Origin of the sequence: Winogradskyella sp. 3972H.M.0a.05 (genome assembly GCF_040493455.1) — a bacterium.
Classification (GTDB): domain Bacteria; phylum Bacteroidota; class Bacteroidia; order Flavobacteriales; family Flavobacteriaceae; genus Microcosmobacter.
In genome coordinates, this window is record NZ_JANFDA010000003.1 from 412,334 (window position 1) to 436,513 (window position 24,180).

Genomic DNA, 24,180 nt, shown 5'->3' on the forward strand with positions numbered 1-24,180 from the left:
TATTCTCGAGTAATTCGTAATTAAAACATGAACAACAGAACTACAGTTCTTGCTGCGGTATTTGGTATTACAACCGCATTTGGAATGGCACAACAACAAAGCGATTCCTTGAACATTGAACAGCTAGATGAAGTCGTTATCACTGATTCCAAGTTCAAACTAAAAAGAGAAAACTCTGGTAAGGTCATTACCAAGATTACACAAGCAGATCTTAAGGAGCGACAAGGTCAGTCCATTGCTGAGATTATTAGTACTACAGCTGGTATCGAAATTAATGGCGTTCGCAGTAATGCAGGGCAAAACCTTAGTTATTTTGTCAGAGGCGGTAGAAACCGACAGGTAGTCATCTTAATTGACGGAGTACAGCTAAGTGATCCGTCACAGATTTCTAATGATTATGATCTAAGATTGCTAAACTCTAATCAAGTTGAATCTATTGAGATTCTGAAAGGTGCTTCTAGTACTTTATATGGAACTGGTGCAGCGACAGCAGTAATCAATATTAAGTTGAAAGAGGCGGCAAAGGATAAGGTAAACATTGCTATTAATAGTAGTTTTGGAACCAATCAAGCTGAAGATAATTCAGACTATCGTATCGAGGATTTTAGAAACTCAGTAAGCCTTAATGGTAATGTCGATAAGTTTAACTACTTGGTAAGCTTTGGGCATCAATTTACAGATGGCTTATCGGCAATAGCTTCTGGTACAGAGTCCGATGCATTCAATAGTTACAATGGGAATGTGAAGTTTGGATATAAGTTTTCAAACAAATTCAAAGTCAATGTATATGCAAGCATAGACAACTTTAAAGCAGATTTTGATGATAGTTTTGGAATGATTGACACAGATGATGTTTCCGAAACTGATCAATACAGATTTGGACTAAGTTCAGAATACAAATACAATAAAGGAAGTGTTACTGTAAATGCCGCTTATAATAATGTAGAGCGCGATATCATGTCTGGTTTTCCATCGCAGTTCAATGCGGAGAGTATTACTGTAGATGCTTTTAACCGTTATAACTTTAACGATAAATTCTACACTGTTCTTGGAGTTAATGTCCAAGATCAGAACATGGAGCAGTTCTCAATTCCTTTTGGAAGTAATGATTTTGCACAAGCCATCGATCCAGAACTTGCAAAATTCACTAATATAGATCCTTATGCTAATGTGGTCTATGTTACTGATTTTGGTTTGAACATTAATGCTGGACTAAGATTGAACAACCATAGCGAGTATGGCTCACATTTGGTATACAGCATTAACCCGTCATATAAGAAAGACACTAATTTTGGATACATCAAAGGTCTGGCAAGTTATAGTACTGCGTTTATTGCACCATCGTTATTTCAACTCTTCGATCCTTCATTTGGTAATGTAGACTTAGATCCTGAAGAAAATGCTACAGTTGAAGTAGGTATAGAGCTTGGATTAGAAGACAAGGGAACATTTAGTGTTGTGTACTTCAATAGAACAGAAGACAACTTTGTTGACTTTGTGGATACAGGGAATTTCATATTCCAATACAGAAATATAGGAGAATCGTTTACTGCTAGCGGATTTGAATTCACTGGAAACTATAAGTTCTCTAACACATTTAAGATTGCAGCAAATGCAACATATACCAAAGTTGATGATGATTTGAGCATCAGAATTCCGGAATTGAAGATTAATTCTAGATTGGATTATAAGCCTTGTGATGAAACCTTATTAAGCCTATCGTACCAGTTTAATGGCGATAGAGATGATGTATTCTTTAATACAACGACTTTTGCAAGCGAAACGGTGACATTGGAGTCGTTCAGTCTGTTAGATTTTTATGTAAGCCATAATGTCTTAAAAAACAGAATGACGGTATTCGCTAATATTTCTAACATACTTAATGAAGAGTATCAAGAATTGTTAGGCTTTACAACAAAAGGGCGTAACGTCACTGTTGGTTTCAATCTAAATTTATAATTGAGCATCATGAAGCATAATCTTTATGATATGATGGCGCTAGATATTTACTTGTCCTCGTTGAGTGATAGTGAATATGACGCTATCAAGGATGAAATACAAAGCGATGCGCATAGCAGTATGCCTCCTTTGTTGAGCTGGGACATCTATAGTGAAGGCTATACACAACAAATGGATGAGGCACAGCGTGAGCAAGATATCATTAAGGTGATTTCTATGGCTAAAAAGCTAAACTGGAAGAATGATATCAATCGTATCTTCGATAAGGAGCAGTTTGATGCCATTTTAGTAACCGATATCAATCAGAGGATTATTTGGGTAAATCAAGGGTTTACTACAATGACAGGTTATGCTAAGTCTGATGCTATAAACAAAACGCCTAGGTTCTTACAGGGCGAAGAAACGTCTGAAAACACAAAAAGAAAAATTACAGCTAAACTAAAACGTAACAAACCATTCACCGAGGTTATTACTAACTATAGGAAGAATGGTACACCTTATCAATGTGAAGTAAAGATATTCCCTTTATACAATGATAAGACAACGCATTTCATTGCTCTAGAACGAGAAGTGGGATAACAATTGAGTAATAAAAAAGCCGCGGTCACTGAGCGAAGTCGAAGTGCGAGCGGCTTTTTTTAGTGTTATCTAGGAGATATAATTCCTATCCTTCCTTTTTTTTCCTATCTGTCTTTCAAATTGATCATTAATATGAACAGCATATCTTCCTGCAGGTAGGTTTGATATATCTACATTTAATGTTGAGCCACTAAAGTTCATGTTAATGACTGGTGTAAACAAAGTAGAACCTCCAGTAATATTATATAATTTCAAATTAGTGTTTTGTGTATTTTGAGTATAATCAAAAGGGATTTCTATACTATTAGTTGGGGTTAATTGCAGTGATATTCTACCAGTAGCATTGGTATACTGAAATTTTATTTTAGCTATGTTATCATCCTCATTTGATTCAGAAATGTTGTTATCTGGATCTACATGAATAAACATCCAATAATCTGTATTGGGTTCTAGGTCTAATAGCGAAATATTGTCATAAATAAATTCAGAGAACGAATCTGTAGTTTCAGAATTTGCATCAATAAATCCACCATTCCCACTTCTAAAAAAATATACATCTTCATCTAAGCCTTCTGGATATGCTTCTTCACCAGTAGAAACATAAATATCATATGGAGAGGTTGAAATATTTAGACCACCATTATTTTCAATTACAATGTTGAAATCATGTTCTTCTCCAAACTCCAATATAGGAACATTATTGTTAAAGTTATTAGATGTATTGTATGTAGTCCCATCTACTGTGACAGATAATTCTGTTACTTCTAGATTGATAGAATTATTTCCATTTCCACCTTCACTACATTGAAAATCTACCACCAAATGCCCTGAAGGACCATAAATATTATTAGGCACTACCATTTCTAGATAATCTCCTTGGAGGAAACCACCAAAATACCAAGGGATGTATTGAACTATTGTCAATCTCATTGAAACACCTGGTTCATCCTCTGCCCAAGGTTTAGTTAAACATTCAAATTCACTATTTGGATCAATTGAGAAAGCTTGATATATATAATTACCGTCTAATGAATATGAATATTCCTCTGGATTAATAATTCGTGTACTTTGTATACTTCCATTTGGCCTTACAAGCTCAAACTTGTATCTATAATAAAATGAAGTTGGTGTTACTGGGTATTCAGGAGTGCCATTTCTGAGTATATCAGTGCAATATACCCAATTATATTTTTCAGTCACAACATTAAAGCCAGAACCAATTCCGTTACATTGAGAGTAAGAGTAGTAACTCAAAATAACAATAACAAATAATAAAGTTTTTTTCATAATAGATTTGTTTTAAATTAAAAATGTAGTAAAAGTACTACATTTTTAATTTGAGATAACATTAAATATTATGAAATAATTCTATTATTAATTAGTTGTAGGAGCAACAAACATTTCCTGTTCAAAAGGAACTGCGCCATGCTTAGAAATAACTCGAGTTGGTGATTCAAATTCTCCAAATCGTCCAATACCTTCTATATCTGCTAAAGCAGCAGCTAAAAGTGGTTCGTTGACATCTCCAAACGAGCCAAGATTCAAAACATTTTCTTGTATTGTGATATTTGCAGGAATACCAGTATTTGGTACCAATTCATCATTGACATTGGAAGAATTACCTAATAATGGCTGCATCGCATAAGTGTGGTTTGGATTTGCGTCCATCTCACTAGTTAGAGTAGGGGAATCATATATAGTTTGTGAAAACTGAGGCTTCCCTTCTGTGGTAGTTCCTATTTGCACGACACCATCAGACAAATAAGGTCTTAAACTATTGATCATTAACTCGCTTGCAGAAGCCGTTTGGCCAGTCGTTAAGATGTATACTTTATCTAAATTCAAACTGTTAAAATCGTTTACAAACAGAAAATTAGAGTTTAGCTCTTGTAGCGTTTCATTATAGAATAGTTTGGTAAAGATTTCTCCTGTATGTTGTCCAGTAATCATACTACCTAGAGCAGCAGCAACATCGACACGACCTCCACCATTATAGCGTAAGTCTAATACTAGATGCTGTACATTGTTAGCAGCAAATTCACCAAAAGCAGCGTTGAGTTCATTAACAAAATTAGCTCTAAACCCTCTGTACATTATATAACCAACATTTTCACCATTGAGGTCAATGATGTTTGTTGTATTTACGGGGTTTTCAGTAAATGTTGTTTTCGTTAAGGCTACAGTATTCCCATTTGTTGTAAAGTCATCATCAGTGACTTCAGGAGTACCATTATCATCATAGTCTGCAAAATGTAGTGTATAAGAGTCACTCGCTAACAAATCGTTGATGTTATTAGCAGTTAAGGTGACACCATCAATTTGGTTAAAATAATCGCCACGTTGAATGCCAGCACTTTCACCAGGGCTTCCTTTAGCTACCATGCTAACTACCAATATTGCTTCGGCTGAATTAGAAGGGTTTTCGAAAGCAAAAAAGCGTAATCCATTAGATATCGATGTACCTTGAAGCGCTTGTTGTAGTGCAATATAATCTGGAACTAATATGCTGAATCTATCAATAGTTTCACGTTCAAAAATTAAGCTTTCAAACAAATCATTTGGGGTTGCAAAACCTTCTAAGTAGTTTGTGTATTCTTCATCAGAAGAAAAACGATCGTCTGCCAAATCATCAATTTCAGACTTGTATAGGTAGACAACATTTAAGGCTTTCCAAATAAAATCTTTGACTTCTAGATCGGAAAATTGAATATTGTCATCAATATCGTCGTTAAAACATGCGGTAATAATAAATGCACTAAGACATAGTAGGATAATCGCTTTGTAAGTTTTCATTTTCTCTTTCAATATTTTTATTAGCAACAATAGTAGGTTGGTCTTATAAACCCTAAATTTACTTACATTATTGTGTAAATAAAAAAATATTGTAACAAAAATAAAAGTGGCTCGTCGTAATAATGAAACGGCGAAATAAAAGCGGTTTTTAACCAATCGAAAATGACACAGGCTGATTTTGTAAAATTAGTAATGCCCTTTAAAGACAAGGTCTTTAGACTCGCGAAGAGGCTCTTGGTTTCTCGAGAAGAAGCCGAAGATGCAACTCAGGAGATTCTTTTGAAATTGTGGAACAACAAGCAAAAGATCGAAGAGTATAAAAATGTAGAGGCATTTTCTATGACAATGACAAAGAATTTTTGTTTAGATCGATTAAAATCTAAACAAGCACAAAATCTAAAGATTGTACATAGCAACTATCAAGATCATAATGTGTCATTACAAAAACAAGTTGAAACGAATGATAGTATAGATTGGGTATCTAAAATCATTGAAGAGTTACCAGAGCAACAAAAAATTATCATTCAGCTTAGAGATATAGAACAATATGATTTCGATGAGATTGCTGAAATGCTGGACATGAAACCAACAGCGATACGAGTAGCACTCTCGAGAGCTAGAAAAACAATAAGAGAACAATTAACTAATACGCATCAATATGGTATTAAATAATATAGAACAACTGTTAGAAAAGTATGAAAATGCTGAGACTTCTATAAAAGAGGAGCAAGTACTTCGTGAGTATTTCTCGCAAGATGAAGTAGAGCCTCACTTAGAGCCTTATAGAGCAATGTTTCAATACTTTCAACAGACAAAACAAGAACACTATACTAAAGACGTTCCATTAAAAACTAATAGAACAAGACGATTGTATCAATGGATTTCTGTCGCAGCAGTAGCAGTTCTTATGGTTGGGTTTTATTTCCAGCAACCTTCTGAACAAGAAAAGCAGGATGCGTTATACGCCTACAACCAAACTAAAGCAGCATTAGAATTGTTGTCATCTAATTTTAGTGGAGGAAAAGAAAGTATGAATTTACTGAGTGTAGCCTCTACTAATATAAATGAAGGCATTTCTGGAATGGGAGCTTTAAACGTGGCCACTTCAAATCTTGAAAAAGGCGCACAACACATGAATTACGTTAGTGAATTCTCAAAACAAACAAACAAATTATTAAAGAATTAAAAACAAAATTAAATTTAAGTAAACCATGAAAAAGTTAGTTTTAATCTTAGCTGTAATCTTAGTACCAGTATTGTCTTTTGGGCAGAGTATTTTTGATAAATATGAAGACCTAGATGAGGTAACTTCGGTTGTAGTTAACCAGAAAATGTTTAAGATGTTGTCTCAAATGGGAATTGATGTAGATGATCCTGAAGCACAACAATATATTGATATGGCTGAAAAAATCACAGGTCTTAAAGTATTTACGACTGGAGATGAGAAAATTTCAGCAGATATGAAAGCCACTGTAGCTAAATATTTAAAGAGTTCTTCTCTGGAAGAGTTAATGAGAATTAAAGATGGAGATCAAACTGTAAAGTTTTATGTAAAAGAAGGTAAGGATGAAAACCATGTAAAAGAGTTGTTGATGTTTGTTGATGGTATCAAAGAGATGACGAAAGGACAAGACATTGAAATCAACGGCAAGAAGCGTGAGATCGAAACAGTATTATTAACGCTTACTGGAGATATCGACTTAAGACAAATCTCTAAATTAACTCAGAACATGAATGTTCCTGGAGGAGATAAATTAAAGAAAGCTCAAAAGAAAAACTAATTGAGCATGATTGCATTAATCAAAAGAACAGTATTAATATTAACCTTGATTGTGGCTTTTACGAGCTGCAATCAAGGTCCTACGTTACAAACCTATTATGTCGATAATGAGTTAAAACCTGGGTTTACAACACTAGATGTGCCAGCTAGTTTTGTAGATATAGACCAAACTACATTGACTGAGGAACAAAAGGAAGCGTATAACTCAGTAGATAAACTGAATATGCTAGCTTTTGTTTTAGATCAAAACAATGAAGAGCAGTACAAAGTAGAATTAGCTAAGGTTAAAACTATTCTCAAAGACCCAAAGTATCAAGAATTGATGCGAGGTGGAAACTCAACAGACGGAAAGTTTCAAATAAAATATATTGGTGGTGAAAATGATGATGAGATCGATGAGTTAGTCATCTTCGGATCCGCAAACGAAAGAGGATTTGCATTGATAAGAATTCTTGGAGACAATATGAATCCAAGCAAATTGATGAAATTATCTTCAGTCATTCAGAATGCAGATTTCAAAACATCTGATGCCAATCAATTTTTAGATTTTTTTAAATAAACTGGTAATTATTTAAAATGTTAATAGTGAGACCATCAACATTATTGTTGGTAGTTTTCTTTGTCTTCAGGTTTTGTGAGCATGGAGATCAATACGAAAAGGAATAGCGTCGCAAATGCACCAAACAAAATGGCTTTGATAATAAGATAATCGAGCACATTAAAGATTCCGGCCACTAGGAAACCAATAGATACCAGACCAGTTCCAATCAACGCTAAATAATCTCTGTTTATCATTTATATTCCTGTATAATTACTCGGTGTAATCTGTTTTAACTCTTGCTTAATTGCTTCCGAAACATCTAAAGTATCAATAAAACTCGAAATTGACTCTTTTGTTACCTTTTCGTTAGTTCGCGTAAGACCTTTCAACGCTTCATACGGATTTGGATATCCTTCACGTCTCAATATGGTTTGAATCGCTTCAGCAGCAACTGCCCAGTTGTTTTCTAGATCTTCTTCAAACTTTTCAGCATTAAGCAGTAATTTATTCAATCCTTTCAAAGTTGATTTAAATCCAATTATAGTATGTCCAAAAGGCACACCAACATTACGTAACACCGTACTATCTGTAAGATCACGTTGTAGACGCGATATAGGTAATTTTGCAGACAAATGTTCAAATATTGCATTGGCGATACCTAGATTTCCTTCACTATTTTCAAAATCAATCGGATTCACTTTATGAGGCATTGCCGAACTTCCTATTTCACCTTTTTTAATCTTTTGCTTAAAGTAGTCCATAGATACATACGTCCAAATATCTCTGTCCAGATCTATGATGATAGTATTGATGCGCTTCAAGCAATCAAATAAAGCCGCCATGTGATCATAATGCTCTATCTGTGTTGTTGGGAATGAATGCTGTAAGCCAAGTTTCTCTTGTACAAATTTTGTCCCAAAGGCTTTCCAGTCTATGTCTGGATATGCGACCTTATGCGCATTGAAATTACCCGTTGCACCACCAAACTTGGCAGCACTAGGGATATCATTTAGTAAATTGAATTGTTCCTTTAAGCGTACCACAAAAACCTCAATCTCTTTACCTAATCGAGTAGGCGAGGCTGGCTGACCATGAGTTCTGGCAAGCATAGCTACTTCTGCCCATTCTGTAGTTAGGGCTTCCAGCTTTTTAAGCACTTTAAAGTATTCAGGAACATAGCTGTCGTTCATAGCTTCCTTAATACTCAAAGGAATTGCAGTGTTATTGATATCCTGAGAGGTTAATCCAAAATGGATAAACTCTTTGTATTCAGACAGACCAAGCGCATCAAATTGTTGCTTAATGAAGTATTCAACAGCCTTCACATCATGATTGGTCACCGATTCAATCTCTTTTATCGCTTGCGCATCTTCAGCAGAAAAGTCAGTGTAGATCTTTCTCAGCTTATCAAATACAGTAGCATCTATGGATTGTAGTTGAGGTAAAGGAATTTCGCAAAGTGCAATGAAGTATTCAATTTCAACTAAAACACGATACTTTATAAGCGCTTCTTCTGAGAAATAATTGCCTAATTCTGAAACCTTATTTCTATAACGTCCATCGATTGGAGAAATAGCATTAAGTGATGACAATGACATGAATTGTGGAGGTTTGATTTTTAAAGGCGTAAAGATAGTAGTTTTTAGTGGATAGGGATTAGGAAAAAGGCATTAGATATTCATTTTTATTTACAGTCTAATCCCTAACAACTTATCCCTTATTCCTTGATTTAATCTTTTTAATAATATGCTTCGCTCTAGCCTTAAAACCAGAACTCTGCATCTGGAAGTCACGTTCTAGAATCAAGATCAATTCTGGGTGAATCCAATCGTAATCCTGACCAAGTAAATACAAAGAATTCATGGAGTAGGCCTTAGGTGCAATCTTTTCATCATTAATCATCCAGTCAAAGCAATTTTCAATAACACGCTCTTTAATGTCTGATGTCAAAGCATTTTTTATTTGCGCATCGCCTTTGTAATAGGCTTCTACGAGATATTCACAGATCTTAGCCATTGGTCGAACAGCAGGATCGAGATGGACGCGATGCATGTCTTTGGTAATTCGATCAATATGCGGCAGAATAGCATGTAATTGTTCTCTGGCTACAAACTCCAATAGCCAAGCAGCTCTTGCAGAATGCTTATCATCAACCTTAAATAGAATGTCTAAAACCTGAGGTAATAACTCAGGATTATTGATTACCAAATGCGCATACTTTTGGCGATTTTCTCTGGAATGGTTAACATAAGTTAATTCTTGATATAATTGGTCTGTAGTCAACGGATTTTACCTATTTTTAGGTTTCTAAATTAATCAAATTATGAAAATCGTTAAACGTATTTTAGTCTTTCTTCTTATTGTGCTTATTATCATGCAATTCTTCGGGCCAGATAAGAATGAAGGGGATATTGCTAGCATTGATGCCTTTATTGCTGATACTAATCCACCACAAAGCGTACATGAAACCTTAAAGAATGCTTGCTTCGATTGTCATAGTGATTTTACACGTTATCCTTGGTACAATAACATTACACCTGTAAACTATTGGATTGATGGGCATATAGATCATGGTAAAGGACATTTCGATGTATCCAAATGGGATAGTTACTCAACAAAGAAAAAAGATCACAAGCTCGAAGAGTTGATCGAAATGGTCGAAGACAAGACAATGCCTCTAAATTCTTATACCTGGACACATGGCGATGCACGTCTTACAGATGCGCAAATCAAAGATATGGTAGAATGGGCTAAAGGTGTACGCATTAAATATAGCTTGGAGCCAAAGCCAGAATAATTTCTAAACACCAATGTCAAAATTCTAAATTCCAATACATTTGAGTTATTAATTGGAATTAGTTTTTATGATTCGTTTTAATGTCAGTTCGAGTGATTTTGAGGAACGAAAAATTGTATCGAGAACTGTTTCAATGAAAAATTCTTATTCTCGATATAAATTTTACTCATATTGAATCATGAAATTCACTCTAATTGACGAATTTTATCAATCATTGATATCAGTTTGAAAAATTTATTAATCATAGGTCACGTATGGCCAGAACCAAAGAGTTCAGCAGCTGGGAGCAGAATGCTACAACTTATGGACCTCTTTTTGGAAGATGGTTACACTATAACTTTTGCATGTGCAAACAAGAAAACCGACAATGCGTTCGACTTACCTTCGCTAGGCATTACGGAAACTGTCATAGAACTGAATCACTCTAGCTTTGATACCTTTATTTCTGAACTAAATCCAAGTATCGTAATGTTTGATCGGTTTATGACAGAAGAGCAGTTTGGTTGGCGTGTTGTTGAGCAATGTCCAGATGCACTTAGAATCTTGGATACTGAAGATTTACATTGCCTTAGAAAGGGCAGAGCACAGGCCGTAAAGGATGACAAGCCATTTGACAAGTCATACCTATTTAATGATACAGCTAAGCGTGAAATCGCTAGCATTTATCGCTGTGATTTAAGCTTGATTATTTCTGAAGCTGAATTACAAATTTTGAAGGAAGATTTTAATGTTGATGAAGCTTTATTGCATTATATCCCATTTCTTCTAGAACCTATTACACCTGAAACTATTGAAGCCCTACCAGCGTTTGAAGCACGACAAGACTTTATAACCATAGGAAACTTTCTGCATGAACCTAATTATGATGCTGTATTGTACTTAAAGCAAACTATTTGGCCATTGATACGACAGCAATTACCAAAAGCGAAGTTGCATGTCTATGGTGCTTATACCTCACAAAAGGTAGGGCAATTACACAATGAACGTGAAGGATTTCTAGTGCATGGTTTTACAGATGATGTCAATACAGTGATGCAACATGCTAGAGTCTGTTTAGCACCACTGCGTTTTGGTGCTGGATTGAAAGGCAAGCTCATTGATGCTATGGTAAATGGAACACCTTGCGTCATGACAAGCATTGCTTCGGAAGGTATGTTTGGAGAGCTTCGGTCATTGAGCGAAGTCGAAATGAGCGAAGGAACTGACCCTGATCGGAGTCGAAGAGTTAACAGTGGTGATTTCGTATCAGACACTCCCAAAGACTTTGCTCAAAAAGCAGTAGAACTATACAATGAAATAGAATTATTTAAAAAATCACAAAATATTGGTTATAAGGTAATTAATAATGACTTTGTAAAGTCAAAGTTTAATATTGAATTTACATCCAAAATTAACTTATTAAACTCTAATTTAAAGGCTCACAGACAGCAAAATTTCACTGGGCAAATGCTGCATCACCATACCTTGCAAAGCACTAAATATTTAAGTAAATGGATTGAGGAAAAGAACCAATAAAGCTATTCCTTAATGCATCGAACAGCCGCACCAATTTTTATAGAATTATCTAAAAACAAAATAGCATCTTCGTCAAATAGCGAAACCATCGTTCTGGTTTGTACATCTAAATCGACGTCAGTTGTTGCCCAAGTGCTAATCAATTCGGCAGCAGTTGGACCACCCAAAGTATTTACGTAACCATTTGGTAAGCCTCTAAAACCATATAGATCGGTACCATTGCCACTAGAAGTAATCCAACCTGAATCAGATTTTAACGCATCAGCTTCATTGCCAGCATTACCATTGCTTATAATGTAGTTTTGTAATTCTATAAAATCTTGAACTGTTGGGATTCTCCAACCTTCAGGAGCAAGTTTACCGCTTTCTATAGCCAAGTGATTGTACATGGCACCATAATAATCGAATGGTAATTCATCTTCGTGGACGTTGTTTAAATCGTTTGTATCTGCCCATTGGTAAAAGGCTTCCGGTTGGTTAAAGTTTAACCAGTTATTACCGTGTGCATCAAAAGAATACATGGTTATTGGTGTACCGTCATTATAGCTTGTTGTTTTTAAGTTTTCTAGCATCCATATTTGATCACCAATAGTGACTGTATTGTAGACATTGCCATCAGCATCAGTAACGGTTTCTGCAAGGCCTTCAGTAGGGTTAGGGGTGTTGTTAGTATCAGATGTGCATTGTGTAAATGCAACTAAGCAAAAGGCTAGAAGTAGGAGTTGAGCATTTTTTTTCATGAGTTAGTCTTGTTGATTTTATTATAAAACAACTGAATTTCTTTTTCTCCTGACTTTCCAGTAAAACCTCTAAGCAAAAAAACCGAGGATAGTATATCTCGTTTAATACTTTCCTCGGTTTATTCTACGACTTAGATGAATCTAAAGACTATCCCATACTCCAGATGAAGCAGCATCTTCTGCATATTGTCTAAAGCTGATAGGCTCCCTATTAAGAACTTTCTTAATGTCTTGGGTGATTTCTGAATTACTTGGATTTCCTAGTACTTCAGTAAACAAGTATTCAATCAGCCAGATGAAATCTTCAGGAACTTGTTGTTGTCTCATCGCTTCCACGTAAGATGTGATACTGATTCCGGTAAATTGTATGTCTCGTCCGCTTACTTCAGAAATTATAGCTACAGCTTCCTTAAAGGTTAAGCCTTCAGATCCGGTTAGTTCATATATTTTGCCATTATGCTTATCATCAGTTAATGCTTTAACTGCAACTTCGGCGATATCATTGGCATCTACAAATGGGATTTTCATTTCAGAAAATGGCAAAGCAACATGCCCTTCTAATATGCCTTCAACCAAAAAGTTCTCACTGAAATTCTGATTAAACCAATTTGCTCTCACGATAGTATAATCAAGGCCTGAGTGGATGACAACTTGCTCACATAATTGCGCTTCTTTTTCTCCTTTGCCCGAAAGTAGCACTAGTTTTTTCACGTTATTCCTTTTGGAAACTTTCACTAAGGTCTCAATGGCTTCTAAAGCACCTGGTACAGCTAAGTCTGGTTGATAGGTTATATAAATAGCATCCATTCCTTTAACTGCTTCAGACCACCCTTCAGAATTGTGCCAATCGAATGCTGGATGTCCTCCTCTAGATCCAACTCTAACATTGTGATCTAATTGCTGTAATAAGTTTACGATTCGTTTTCCGGTTTTTCCGGTTCCTCCGATTACTAAAATGTTTTTTTTCATGATTATTGTTTTTAATTATTATTTATGATGTTTGATTGGATAATAGAAGCCCAATTAGGAGCAGTACAAATGATCCAATAGAACTGAATGTTCTGACCAAGTGCCACTGTTTCCATGGATTTTCAAACTTTTGGCGAAGTACTTTTAACTCTTCTGTAGAGGCTAAAGCCAAATCTGTCTTATCAAGGATTTCGTTTAGCGGAATATTCTTCAATACGGTTACTAGAACAACTCCAACGATAAATAGTATTGCTGCGCCATGAAAAACCCATGATGACTTGTCTGGACTTTGGTATTTTAGGTAAACAAGGATTAGATTACTGATAAATGGTCCAAAGAATACTATGATAAATGCTGGGTTGATAATCGACCTGTTCATTTGCTGAAATGCTAATAAAAAACCTCCGTCATCCATTTGTCCTATACCTGGAGTAACAGCGTTGGTCCATGTAAAGCATAAACCTGCAGTTAGTCCAGTTAAAATGATCGTTATAAATACTAATGCTGTTTCTAAATTGAGTTCCATTTTGATTATGCTTTAATAGTGTTAGTTTTTGGGTAGACCTTAATGTAGTAGTAGAGCACAGCCACACCAACGAGTTCTAATGCGATTATCCAAAACCCTTGGTCAGTAAAAAAAGTGTAATGATTTCCACCATTTGGAATGACAAAAAGCGGAACCGTAATTATGGCATCTAGAAACGCCGCAACAAGTAAGAATATCATGCCTACAAAGTAACCATGTATGTTACTACCTTTCTTATAGTATAGATGTGCTCCAAGCCACACTAATGGCATTACAACAGTAAACAATACTATGTTGGCTTGTTGATTTGGATCTTCCAGGATTTGAAACTGAAATGAAAGTGTATAGAAACTGACCGCTAAGCTCCAGATTCCTATACCGATTAAAATAGCTTTGATAGTTTTCATGACTTATAATTTTTGATTACAAGACAAAACTATATCAGCGTGTCGAGGACTATTTATTCAAGAAGAAGTATGATTTGTTCAAAAAGACGAACTATTTAATTTGACTAGGTCTGTAGCCAAACTTTTTTGCGAAAGCGTTAGAGAAAGAGCTTAAGCTGTCATAGCCAACGTGCCAAGCCGCTTCCTGGACTGTTGCTTGGTTGTTGCTAATAAGACCATGAGCAGTTGTTAAACGTTCATTCTGTAGGTACTTAAACACAGGTAATCCAAAAACTTCTTTAAATTCTTTTTTTAGTTTGGTGGTGTTCAAACCCAGAGTTTTGGAAAGTTCAGTTAATGAAGGAGGATTGTCTAGATTATTGGATAAAATCTCTTTTGCCATTTCTAAACGTTTTTTATCAATGGATTTGAATCCCTGTGTATGATTGAGTGCCAATTGGCCAAAGAAGTGTGACAACAATGCTGTGATTTGACTTCTGAAAAACATCATTTTAGTTTTTCCTGTGTATGTAATATTGAAGAGCCTATCGACAATTTGATGCATGTCTGGAGTCATAAAAAAACTTGGTCCTTCAACATAATGATCTGTAGGGTTTACCAACTTACCTAAAAGTTCTGAAAACAATTCACCTTCTTGATTGGGAAGATTTTGCAAGTTTCTTGTAGCTGTAGCAATGACAATACATTCAAGAGGATTGTCTTTAGTGACGGTATGGATACAATCGACATGTTCATCTGCAAAGAAGGAGAGCGCCAAACCTTTGGTGTAATTGAACTCACGACTCCCTGTTGGAGATTTCATTTCTAGGTTGACATTACCAGAGCCATAAAACGCAACAGCAATAACGGGTTCATCAAACCTACAAGAATCTTTAATTACGTCCTTAGAGAAGGCTGTCTCAACCAAAATTGTAAAATCATTGATATCAATAATATCTCTAGTCATCAGAATTAATGCGTTATAGCCTTAACGAAGTTCGTCTTTAATTACTTAAATGTCAACTTTTCAATTTAATATTGACCAAAAGTTATAGACAGCCATAGATATTGGTCTCTTGATTTTATAGATCAACGTATTAGACTATGTTGATTGAGGGGGAGAAAGGGTAATACACCTCAAGCTGAACAGTGTTAAAGATATTATATTTTTATCATCCAAAGTAGAGGAATAGCAAACAGAATAAATACAGTAAACATTGCGAATATCATAATTCCAATTGGATTTGTTGGAATGTCTGGGTATGGGACATCAATTTTGTCCCAAACATCAATAGAAGCTTCCTCTACATTATATATTTTTTTAATTTCCCCATTATTGTACAGTTCATTAACCTTGTTTTTAAATTGTATTCCATATTTCTTTTTCCACTTTTTGAAAGAATAGTATTTACTCAATTCAATGTAAAAACCAAAAGGAAGAACTAGAAAAATAAGACCAAAAAATACCAAGCCTACCCAATAGAATATTTCTTGAAGAGGTTTGGGTAAATAATTAATAGCAATCTGATTAGAATTTTCATTAGGTTGATTCAGCTTTTTATAGTCGATTACACCATCAATAATTTCTCGTTCATTTAACATTATTTCTAACTTTCTATTATTGCTTGTGATTTGTTCAGCATATACAGTAACATCTATTTTCTCATTTTCACGCCATTGTACGAAACTGAAAATGACATCATTATTTATTCTATTCATGCTGTATGGAAAGTCATTTTCTGATATATTAAAATCTATGAGTTTGAATCCTTCATTTAGCTTAAAGGTTAAATAATCCCCTATAAGATTTTTACTCGTCCCAGTGCCAATTATTGTTTTAGACCCTGTATTTCTAATAGTTGCATTTAGTTTCCATAGATTAGTAATTAAACTATCCTTATAATAAAAATTTGACTCTAAATTTTTGACCCTTGGCAGACTTGTTAGGTTTTCGTTAGTTATTTCAAGAATTTCTAATTTAGGATTGTTTGATTTTATTTGATATATATAACTTAATACTGCAACTATACCTGCAACGATGGTAACGATAGTTACTAAATTCTGTATTGATTTTTTCATTTTTATTTTACTGTTTCTAATATATGCAATTGATTTTAACTAGTTAAATATCAATAATTTAATTCAAAAACAAGTTAAAAATTCTTGCCAGTTATCAACAATCAATGAACAGAACTTGTATAATTCAACAATGTAAAGTATATTTGTCATATAGTAAAAATAATTTGTCTAAATAATAAATATATTTGTCATTATGAATAAAGAGAGTTATATGCAGCGCGAGCAAAGGGCTTTACAGAAATTAATCAACTTTAGGTTGCCACGTACGTTTATGACCATAGGTCTATTATTGGCTGTGGTTGCTGTGGTATTTATGTTTTTTAGAACCACTTTATTTGGAGAAGATTCAGAGATAATCAAATCGAGTTTGCAAAAGGTGTTACTGGTTGGTATGTTGCTAATGTCTATTTCTAGAGATAGGGAAGAGGACGAGATGACCATACAATTACGTATGCAATCCTATGCTTGGGCCTTTATTACTGGTGTCATCTATGCTTTGGTAATGCCTTATGTAGAGTTTGGCGTGTCTAGTGTGTTGAATGCAGACAACGAAACCTTTACCAATCTTGGTGATTTTCAGGTATTGGTATTTATGTTATTGGTACAACTGATGTGCTATCACACTCTTAAACGCTATAGATAATGCAGAATCGTATCAAAATAGAACGTGCCATTCTCAACATAACACAAGATGAGTTGGCAAAACGTATAGGCGTGAGTAGGCAAACAATAAATTCCATAGAGGCTAATCGTTATGTACCATCTACAGTATTGGCCTTAAAGTTATCTGAGGTTTTTGGTAAACCTGTTAATGAATTCTTTTCGTTAAGCGAGGACGATTAAACAGTTAGGACACTTTCATCAAATATCATCAATCAAAAAACGACTGTTTAGTCATATAAGTGGGAGGAATGTTAGTATCATTCCTTCCATGCTTTATAGACTTCTGACTCAACAAGGGGCAGTAAAATATTTTCGCCATTCTCATCCACTTCTTCAATAAAAACTATCAAGTCTTGCTTTACATAGTCTCCAGAGTCTATCAACTGTTGTAAAAGCTCTACAGCTGTTTCGTATTTTTCTTGCTCAGTTAAGACAGCGATCTTACCAGAATAGGCACCAAAAAAGCCATAATTATCGATAATGTAATCGTAGTGCTCTAATGCTTTAGCTTGTTCACCCTTATTATAGTATGTATGCGCTTTGAGAATTCTTACAAAATCATCTTCTGTTAACTGTTCTAATTCATCAATGTATTCTATAGCCTTATCATAATCTTCTAGTAAGGAGTAATAGTCTATATAAAGAATGTTGAGGGTTTCGTCATTGGGAAATAGAGACATTATTTCTTCAATTGATGATTTATAAATTTCCAGGTCATAATTGACTGCATATTGTAATTTCACTAAAAGCAAAGCTTTGTTCTTGCTCAGATCACTTTTTACTTTGCTAATCTCTTTGTATGCTTTTTCAAACTGACCGCTTTGTTGATATTCTACTGATTTCTGAATATGTTCAAACTCTTTTATTTTATCATCTAATGTAGATTCAGATGAAAATAAGTTACGCTTTGGAAATGCAAATAAACCAAAACGAGCTATGGTATTGGCAAAATGTTCACCAGTAAGGTAAACATACATATCATTGAACTTTACTTCTCCATCCTCAACACTGACGCTATAATCATGGTAATTAATACCTTCTAATTCTGAAAAAAAGCGGAATAGCATATAATAGGTCTGCTCATCGTCATCGTAACGGACTTTAATAAAGTCGTAATAAGCACCTTCATTGTATTGATGAATTATTTTATTTGGAAACGACTCTAGACCTTGACCAAGCCCACTAATGAAGCTTTCGACGTATTTATTAAAGCCAAAAGAATTCATGTTCTTACGGACTTTATTATTAAAGTTACCGATATCCCAAAGATTAAGATAGTCCTGAGCATTTCCTTCTTCAATACTAGATTGAATGGCCAAAGCCAAATCGATAACTTTTGATTCATTTTCGTCGCTTTTGATAATAACTGGAGCCTTCTTTTCAGCAGAACATGAAAAGTTTAAAGCACAACTAAACAAAATAAAGCTTATAACGATTAATTGTTTCATATTAGAAGTTGGTTTTGATTGGGTTGAAGATTTATAGTGAATTTATAAATTTCTGAATTCCTTTGGTTGCAGACTCCGCAATGGTAATCACACTTTGGTCTCTTACTAAAGCAGGGTTTGGGTCGATATAATAGATTGGTGCCTTTGGTGGTGCATAATGCATTAAACTCGCCGCAGGATAGACTTGTAATGAAGTGCCAATAATCAATACAATATCGGCCGTTTCACAGATAGAGACTGCTTTCGGAATCATAGGCACTGCTTCACCAAACCATACAATGTGTGGACGCATCTGGTATCCTTTTTGGCATGTGTCGCCAAGATTAATATCTCCAGTCCAGTCCATGACATCAAATTCATCATAAGTACTTCTGGCTTTCAATAATTCACCATGAAGATGCAACACGTTACTGCTGCCAGCACGCTCATGGAGATCATCAACGTTTTGAGTAATGATGGATATCTTATAATTTTTTTCAAGCTCAGCTAAAGCTAAATGCGCTGCATTGGGTTTCACCTCATGCAACTGTCTACGACGTTGGTTGTAGAAATCTAATACCAAAGCTGGGTTAGCCCTAAAACCTTCAGGAGAAGCAACCTCCATAACATCATGGCCTTCCCAAAGTCCATCAGCATCTCTAAAGGTTTTGATACCACTTTCGGCACTCATGCCAGCACCAGTTAAAACGACAATATGTTTCATACTGGAAATATAGTAAAATAGGAGGGTAGATACCTAATAAAAAAACTAAAGTGCGCTGAGGGTACAACACACTTTAGTAGAGGGGCTTAACGATTACTGGTTAAGCTCATTGTTATTTTGGGTTTTGCAAACAACAATTATTCTTTCACAATATAGAAGTACGAGCGTCTGTTTAGTTGGTGTTCTTCTTTAGTACACTTCACACCATTAGAACATTTGTTCAATAATTGAGACTCTCCATATCCTATAGCACTTTCGATACGGTTTTCGTCAATACCACGTGAGATGATATAATCTCTGGTAGATTTTGCACGTCTGTCAGAAAGCTTCATGTTATAACGATCGCTACCACGGCTATCGGTATGTGATTCAATCTTAATGACCATATTTGGATGCTTACGTAAAACATCTACAATGTTTTCTAGTTCATACTGTGCATCAGTTCTTATGTTCCACTTATCAAAGTCGAAGAAGATAGGATTGATCACAATTTGGTTATCCTGAATCAGAGGAATTAGATTTAAGTCAGCTTTAGTAACCTTATCATTTTCATCATCAGTAATGACCATTTTCTGGTCTTCTTTATAGTCTGGCTTGGTACCTACAACAGTCACAGTTGTATTACACTCTACATCTTCAAACTTGTATGAACCATCGCTTCCTGTACTTACTGTTGCGATAACTTTACCAGTTTTGTCAATCAGTCTTACTTCAACATCTGGCAATACATCATTGGTCTTAGCATCTCTAGCAATACCTTCTATAGTTTGTGTACACTTGTAAGCGTTGAAACCATAGATGTCATCATTACCATCTCTGTTAGAAGAGAAGTATCCAAACTTATGCTCATCTTCAGAGTCGATGAAGAATGCAAAGTCATCGTAACCACTATTGTATGGTGCACCTAAGTTTTCAGGTTCTGAAGTATCACCTTTAAGGATGTTTGATTTAAAAATATCTAATAATCCAAGGTTTAAGAAACCATCAGTAGAGAAGTACAAAGTACTGTCCTTAGCTACGAACGGGAACATCTCACGACCTGCAGTATTAATGCTTTCTCCTAAGTTTTGAGGATCTCCGTAAGAACCATCTTCATTAATATCTACAACATAGATATCTGTTTGCCCAAAACCACCATCGCGGTCAGACACGAAATATAACTTCTTATTATCTGGGCTCAATGTTGGGTGACCAGTTGAGAACACTTCATCATTGAATGGTAATTCTTTAATATTTTCCCAGCTACCATCTTCTAAAGTAGCTTTATAGATTTTAAGGTGCGTAGTTCCTTTTTTATCGTATTCTAGTTTGTTGCGACTGTTTACATTATCTCTAGTGAAATACATTGTATTCCCATCATTGGTAATGGCTACAGAAGCTTCATGATAGTCTGAATTAACTTTTGATGAGGTTATCATTCCAGCAGAACCAAACTTAAGTTTTCCACCTTCTTCCTTTTCAACAGTTACTTCATATAGATCTAAGAATGGCTCATCGTTCCAGGTATAGGTTTTATTACCTTCACCACCACGAGCAGAGGCAAAGTATAACTTACCATTGTGGATATAAGATCCAAAGTCTGAATTACCAGAATTGATTGGTAATGCTTCAACATTCACGATTAGTTCTGGATTGCTTTCAGCAAGTTGACTGTAAATGCTTACGTCATCTGCATCGTATTTAATTCGGCTATCTCCAGCTTGAATTTCTTTGAAGGTATTCAACCAGGTATTAGCTTCTTCATACTTTCCAACAGAACGTAACGACTGAATGTATTTATAAATCACTTCAGGGTTTACCTTACTGTATTTATTCACAGCTTTACCATACCACAGTGCAGCTTTCTCTGAATTGGAATTATTGTAATAACAATCACCAAGACGTGTTAGCACATGCTCGCTGCTATCACCTTTACGAACTGCCTCTTCGTAAAGCTCACTGGCTTTGATATAGCCATAGTTGCTAAAAAACTTATCAGCTAATTTCTTTTGCGCGAACAATCCTGAACTGCAAATGGCAAAACATAATATTAGTACTCTTGTTTTCATAGTGATAGTCTATTAGAAGTATCTTGGGGATTTTATACGTTTACTCTTAAATATCTCGAACATCACAAGGACCTCATGGGTTCCACTTGTGTAAGGTCTAAGGTCAGATATTGGATATTCGTATGCATAACCAATACGTAATTGCTTTGAGACCTGGAAATCTGCAATACCACCCAGGGCACCAGCTTGCTCATTAACTCGGTATCCACCACCAATCCAAAACTTCTCATAGAATAAGAAATTGGCAGTAATATCGAACGAGATAGGCGCTCCATTAGTTGCTTTTACTAAGAAGGCTGGTTTTAGTTTAGTGTTTGCACCCAAATCGAATACATATCCACCTGTGAAATAATAACTCACACGCTCTAGGGCAGCAAAGCCATCATCTCTATTGAGGTCTGTAGTAAGGATTCTAGGCGCAGAAAGTCCTAAATACCATCTGTTACTGTGTAAATAAGCACCAGCACCAGCGTTGAAGTTCCAACGGTCTTTAACACCAAATATCGTTGGGTCAAAAGATTGATCGTTTTGGAATTCTGCATCTAGTCCATAGTGCGTGAAACCACCTTTTACTCCAAAGGCAAGTTTCGTACTTTCACTAACGTTGATGGTATAGGAGAAGTCACCATAGATGTATGAAAAGTTTTCATAACCTAATTCATCATTAATAAATGACAGTCCTAAACCAACTTTTTCGTTTCGCATAGGAGCGTGCACAGAAAGTGTTTGCGTTATTGGACCTCCATCGAGACCAACCCACTGACTTCTGTGCAAACCAACTACACTGAGGGTCTCTCTACTTCCTGCGTAGGCAGGATTGATAGAGATCGTGTTGAACATATACTGCGTAAATTGCGGTAACTGCTGTGCAACTGAGCTAAAGCAAGTGAACAGTATAAAAGCTGCTATGTAATACTTTATTAACTTCATAGGTTAAGTTTTTTATTTTGTAGCTACGTAGATTGGACCAGCAAATGGTTGCAATCCACTGTTTCTTAAATTCACAATATAATAGTATGTTCCTGTTGGAACTGTATCTGAGTTTCCAATTGAAGCCTTAGATGATCTAGCATCCCAATCGTTTTGATAGTTAGTACTAGAGAATATCTCAGCACCCCATCTATTAAAGATTTGTACTTCAACAGTAAATCCACACGTCTCAATTCCTGTAACTGTAAAGAAGTCATTTACGTTGTCTCCGTTTGGTGTTACAGCTTTAGAGATAATTACATCTTCTTGTCCACATGGTAATACAATACAATCGTCATCTAATGTGATTGTTGCTTCTACTGTAGTAGGACAAGCACCACCAACAGTATATGAGAATACATAGTCTCCAACTTCTAATTCGAATGGATTAAATAAGTTTCCATTGATTGTTGCGTTTCCAGAAACTACTTCCCAAGTACCATCTGTTGGGAAATCTCCACTTAATAGATCGAATAGATCAAAGTCAAAATTATCTCCAATACAAAGGTTTTCGTCTGTCGTTGTAATAGTATCTACAAGGTTTACAGTAATTGTTTGTGTATATGTATTTCCATTACCACAATCGTCAGTCACTGTCCACTCTCTGATAATCATATAATCTGAAGTATCATCCGTTTGTGTAGACGTTTCTTCGAATGTTACGGTCATGGCATCTGAACATGAATCTTCGAAAACTAATTCTGGAATTTCAGGAATTTCATCACATTCTACAGTTACATCTTCTAATTCACCAACTAATACAGGTGCAGTAGTATCTTGAACTGTTATAATTTGAATATGAATCGTTTCATTACCACATTCATCAGTAGCAACCCATGTTCTAGTAATAATTTGCTCACCATTACAAGTACCATCTTCTTGAGTCTCTGTGAAGTCTAATGTAGCTTCACTACAGTTATCAGACACAGTAAGCTTAGCAGTTACCGGAATATCATCACACTCAGCAACAACATCTTCAGGAAGTGCTTCATTGAACGTTGGTCCAGTAGTATCTTGAACAACTATAGTTTGTGTATGAGATGTACCATTTCCACAAGCATCTTCAGTAGACCAAGTACGTGTTATTGTAAACTCTCCTGCACAGTCACCTTCTTCTTGAGTTTCAGTAAATGTAACTGGTGTGTCACCATCACAGTTATCTGAAGCAGTAAGCGTTGGTACCTCAGGAAGTTTATCACATTCCACAGTAGCATCATTTGGAAGCGCTTCATTGAATGTTGGAGCAGTAGTATCTTGCACAACAATAGTTTGTGTATGGGATACTGCATTTCCACAAAGATCTTCAGCAGTCCAAGTACGAGTAATTACATACTCTCCCTCACAACTTCCATCTTGTTCAGTCTCTTCAAATATTATTTTAGCTTCAAAACATGAATCTGTAGCAGTTAATGTCACAGCATCAGGAACGTCATCACACTCTACTGTTGCGTCAGTAGGTAATGCTTCGTTAAATACTGGAGCAGTTGTGTCTACTACATTTACAGTTTGAATATGAACGCTTTCATTACCACAAGCATCAGTCGCAGTCCAAGTACGGGTCAATACAGACTCTCCAGGACATGAACCAGCTTCTTCACTTTCGTTAAACGTTACCGTAGCATCACCACAATTATCTGAAGCTGTCAATGTTTCAGCATCAGGAACTTCATTACATTCTACAGTAA

26 protein-coding genes are annotated in these 24,180 nt (G+C 35.4%); 10 read left to right on the forward strand and 16 right to left on the reverse strand.

Translation table 11 applies throughout. The features are described 5' to 3' along the window. Positions 1 to 27 precede the first annotated feature (27 nt). Positions 28 to 1,959 (forward strand): TonB-dependent receptor plug domain-containing protein, encoded by a 1,932-nt coding sequence (locus NCE97_RS08935; RefSeq protein WP_353778708.1) that lies wholly within the window; start codon positions 28 to 30, stop codon positions 1,957 to 1,959. 9 nt (positions 1,960 to 1,968) lie between these two features. After that, the gene (locus NCE97_RS08940) at positions 1,969 to 2,538 is read left to right on the forward strand and encodes a PAS domain-containing protein (protein WP_353778709.1); all 570 of its coding nucleotides are present in this window, start codon (positions 1,969 to 1,971) and stop codon (positions 2,536 to 2,538) included. Between the two features lie 69 nt (positions 2,539 to 2,607). Here the strand turns inward: NCE97_RS08940 and NCE97_RS08945 are convergent, their stop codons facing one another. Both NCE97_RS08945 and NCE97_RS08950 read right to left on the reverse strand, forming a co-directional pair. Then, a complete protein-coding gene (locus NCE97_RS08945) occupies positions 2,608 to 3,825 on the reverse strand; it encodes a T9SS type A sorting domain-containing protein (protein WP_353778711.1) in 1,218 nt (405 codons plus the stop codon). 87 nt (positions 3,826 to 3,912) lie between these two features. Continuing rightward, positions 3,913 to 5,331 (reverse strand): GFO_1087 family putative carboxy terminal peptidase, encoded by a 1,419-nt coding sequence (locus NCE97_RS08950; protein ID WP_353778713.1) that lies wholly within the window; start codon positions 5,329 to 5,331, stop codon positions 3,913 to 3,915. A gap of 162 nt (positions 5,332 to 5,493) precedes the next feature. Between NCE97_RS08950 and NCE97_RS08955 the strand changes: the two genes are divergently transcribed. Genes NCE97_RS08955 through NCE97_RS08970 form a run of 4 tightly spaced genes read left to right on the forward strand, consistent with a single transcriptional unit; the run spans position 5,494 to position 7,670 of the window. Beyond that, positions 5,494 to 6,003, forward strand: coding sequence for a GFO_1088 family ECF-type sigma factor (locus NCE97_RS08955; RefSeq protein ID WP_353778714.1), 510 nt, complete (start codon positions 5,494 to 5,496; stop codon positions 6,001 to 6,003). After that, the gene (locus NCE97_RS08960; RefSeq protein ID WP_353778715.1) at positions 5,990 to 6,517 is read left to right on the forward strand and encodes a PG0215 family putative anti-sigma factor; all 528 of its coding nucleotides are present in this window, start codon (positions 5,990 to 5,992) and stop codon (positions 6,515 to 6,517) included. The genes NCE97_RS08955 and NCE97_RS08960 overlap by 14 nt, the downstream gene beginning before the upstream one ends. Before the next feature lie 25 nt (positions 6,518 to 6,542). Beyond that, positions 6,543 to 7,112, forward strand: a complete 570-nt coding sequence (locus NCE97_RS08965; protein WP_353778716.1) for a GFO_1090 family protein — start codon at positions 6,543 to 6,545, stop codon at positions 7,110 to 7,112. A 6-nt stretch (positions 7,113 to 7,118) separates the two neighbouring features. Beyond that, positions 7,119 to 7,670, forward strand: a complete 552-nt coding sequence (locus NCE97_RS08970; RefSeq protein ID WP_353778717.1) for a GFO_1091 family lipoprotein — start codon at positions 7,119 to 7,121, stop codon at positions 7,668 to 7,670. A gap of 41 nt (positions 7,671 to 7,711) precedes the next feature. Here the strand turns inward: NCE97_RS08970 and NCE97_RS08975 are convergent, their stop codons facing one another. The 3 genes from NCE97_RS08975 to NCE97_RS08985 form a co-directional block, all read right to left on the reverse strand. Beyond that, positions 7,712 to 7,906, reverse strand: coding sequence for a hypothetical protein (locus NCE97_RS08975; protein ID WP_353778718.1), 195 nt, complete (start codon positions 7,904 to 7,906; stop codon positions 7,712 to 7,714). Continuing rightward, complete coding sequence (gene purB / locus NCE97_RS08980) at positions 7,907 to 9,250, reverse strand: adenylosuccinate lyase (protein ID WP_353778719.1); 1,344 nt, start codon at positions 9,248 to 9,250, stop codon at positions 7,907 to 7,909. It abuts the gene before it with no gap. A 112-nt stretch (positions 9,251 to 9,362) separates the two neighbouring features. Beyond that, positions 9,363 to 9,935 (reverse strand): adenylosuccinate lyase, encoded by a 573-nt coding sequence (locus NCE97_RS08985; protein WP_353778720.1) that lies wholly within the window; start codon positions 9,933 to 9,935, stop codon positions 9,363 to 9,365. Positions 9,936 to 9,975: 40 nt separating this feature from the next. Between NCE97_RS08985 and NCE97_RS08990 the strand changes: the two genes are divergently transcribed. After that, positions 9,976 to 10,449: a heme-binding domain-containing protein gene (locus tag NCE97_RS08990; RefSeq protein WP_353778721.1), complete on the forward strand. Its 474-nt coding sequence runs from the start codon at positions 9,976 to 9,978 to the stop codon at positions 10,447 to 10,449. Between the two features lie 225 nt (positions 10,450 to 10,674). After that, entirely contained in the window at positions 10,675 to 11,964 is a 1,290-nt protein-coding gene (locus NCE97_RS08995; RefSeq protein WP_353778723.1) for a glycosyltransferase, read from the forward strand. A gap of 2 nt (positions 11,965 to 11,966) precedes the next feature. On the opposite strand, the gene NCE97_RS09000 is transcribed toward NCE97_RS08995, so the two are convergent. The 6 genes from NCE97_RS09000 to NCE97_RS09025 form a co-directional block, all read right to left on the reverse strand. After that, positions 11,967 to 12,704, reverse strand: a complete 738-nt coding sequence (locus NCE97_RS09000) for an FISUMP domain-containing protein (RefSeq protein ID WP_353778724.1) — start codon at positions 12,702 to 12,704, stop codon at positions 11,967 to 11,969. 141 nt (positions 12,705 to 12,845) lie between these two features. Beyond that, positions 12,846 to 13,673: an NmrA family NAD(P)-binding protein gene (locus tag NCE97_RS09005; RefSeq protein ID WP_353778726.1), complete on the reverse strand. Its 828-nt coding sequence runs from the start codon at positions 13,671 to 13,673 to the stop codon at positions 12,846 to 12,848. 22 nt (positions 13,674 to 13,695) lie between these two features. Further along, on the reverse strand, positions 13,696 to 14,199 hold the full coding sequence (locus tag NCE97_RS09010) for an anthrone oxygenase family protein (protein WP_353778727.1): 504 nt from the start codon (positions 14,197 to 14,199) through the stop codon (positions 13,696 to 13,698). 5 nt (positions 14,200 to 14,204) lie between these two features. Further along, complete coding sequence (locus tag NCE97_RS09015) at positions 14,205 to 14,606, reverse strand: DUF5367 family protein (RefSeq protein ID WP_353778728.1); 402 nt, start codon at positions 14,604 to 14,606, stop codon at positions 14,205 to 14,207. A gap of 91 nt (positions 14,607 to 14,697) precedes the next feature. After that, positions 14,698 to 15,552, reverse strand: coding sequence for an AraC family transcriptional regulator (locus NCE97_RS09020; RefSeq protein ID WP_353778729.1), 855 nt, complete (start codon positions 15,550 to 15,552; stop codon positions 14,698 to 14,700). A 194-nt stretch (positions 15,553 to 15,746) separates the two neighbouring features. Continuing rightward, the gene (locus tag NCE97_RS09025; RefSeq protein ID WP_353778730.1) at positions 15,747 to 16,664 is read right to left on the reverse strand and encodes a hypothetical protein; all 918 of its coding nucleotides are present in this window, start codon (positions 16,662 to 16,664) and stop codon (positions 15,747 to 15,749) included. Positions 16,665 to 16,857: 193 nt separating this feature from the next. Here NCE97_RS09025 and NCE97_RS09030 point away from each other — a divergent pair, with 193 nt between their 5' ends. Then, positions 16,858 to 17,307, forward strand: coding sequence for a hypothetical protein (locus NCE97_RS09030; protein WP_353778732.1), 450 nt, complete (start codon positions 16,858 to 16,860; stop codon positions 17,305 to 17,307). Beyond that, a complete protein-coding gene (locus NCE97_RS09035) occupies positions 17,307 to 17,507 on the forward strand; it encodes a helix-turn-helix transcriptional regulator (RefSeq protein WP_503066009.1) in 201 nt (66 codons plus the stop codon). The genes NCE97_RS09030 and NCE97_RS09035 overlap by 1 nt, the downstream gene beginning before the upstream one ends. A 77-nt stretch (positions 17,508 to 17,584) precedes the next feature. Here NCE97_RS09035 and NCE97_RS09040 read toward each other — a convergent pair whose 3' ends face one another. The 5 genes from NCE97_RS09040 to NCE97_RS09060 form a co-directional block, all read right to left on the reverse strand. Continuing rightward, positions 17,585 to 18,775: a tetratricopeptide repeat protein gene (locus tag NCE97_RS09040; RefSeq protein WP_353778733.1), complete on the reverse strand. Its 1,191-nt coding sequence runs from the start codon at positions 18,773 to 18,775 to the stop codon at positions 17,585 to 17,587. 31 nt (positions 18,776 to 18,806) lie between these two features. After that, positions 18,807 to 19,478, reverse strand: coding sequence for an SIR2 family NAD-dependent protein deacylase (locus NCE97_RS09045; protein WP_353778735.1), 672 nt, complete (start codon positions 19,476 to 19,478; stop codon positions 18,807 to 18,809). Between the two features lie 137 nt (positions 19,479 to 19,615). Then, a complete protein-coding gene (locus tag NCE97_RS09050) occupies positions 19,616 to 21,526 on the reverse strand; it encodes an OmpA family protein (protein WP_353778736.1) in 1,911 nt (636 codons plus the stop codon). Between the two features lie 12 nt (positions 21,527 to 21,538). Then, the gene (locus tag NCE97_RS09055) at positions 21,539 to 22,456 is read right to left on the reverse strand and encodes a PorP/SprF family type IX secretion system membrane protein (RefSeq protein ID WP_353778737.1); all 918 of its coding nucleotides are present in this window, start codon (positions 22,454 to 22,456) and stop codon (positions 21,539 to 21,541) included. A gap of 12 nt (positions 22,457 to 22,468) precedes the next feature. Next, on the reverse strand, positions 22,469 to 24,180 hold a 1,712-nt coding region (locus NCE97_RS09060), incomplete at its 5' end, for a T9SS type B sorting domain-containing protein (protein ID WP_353778738.1).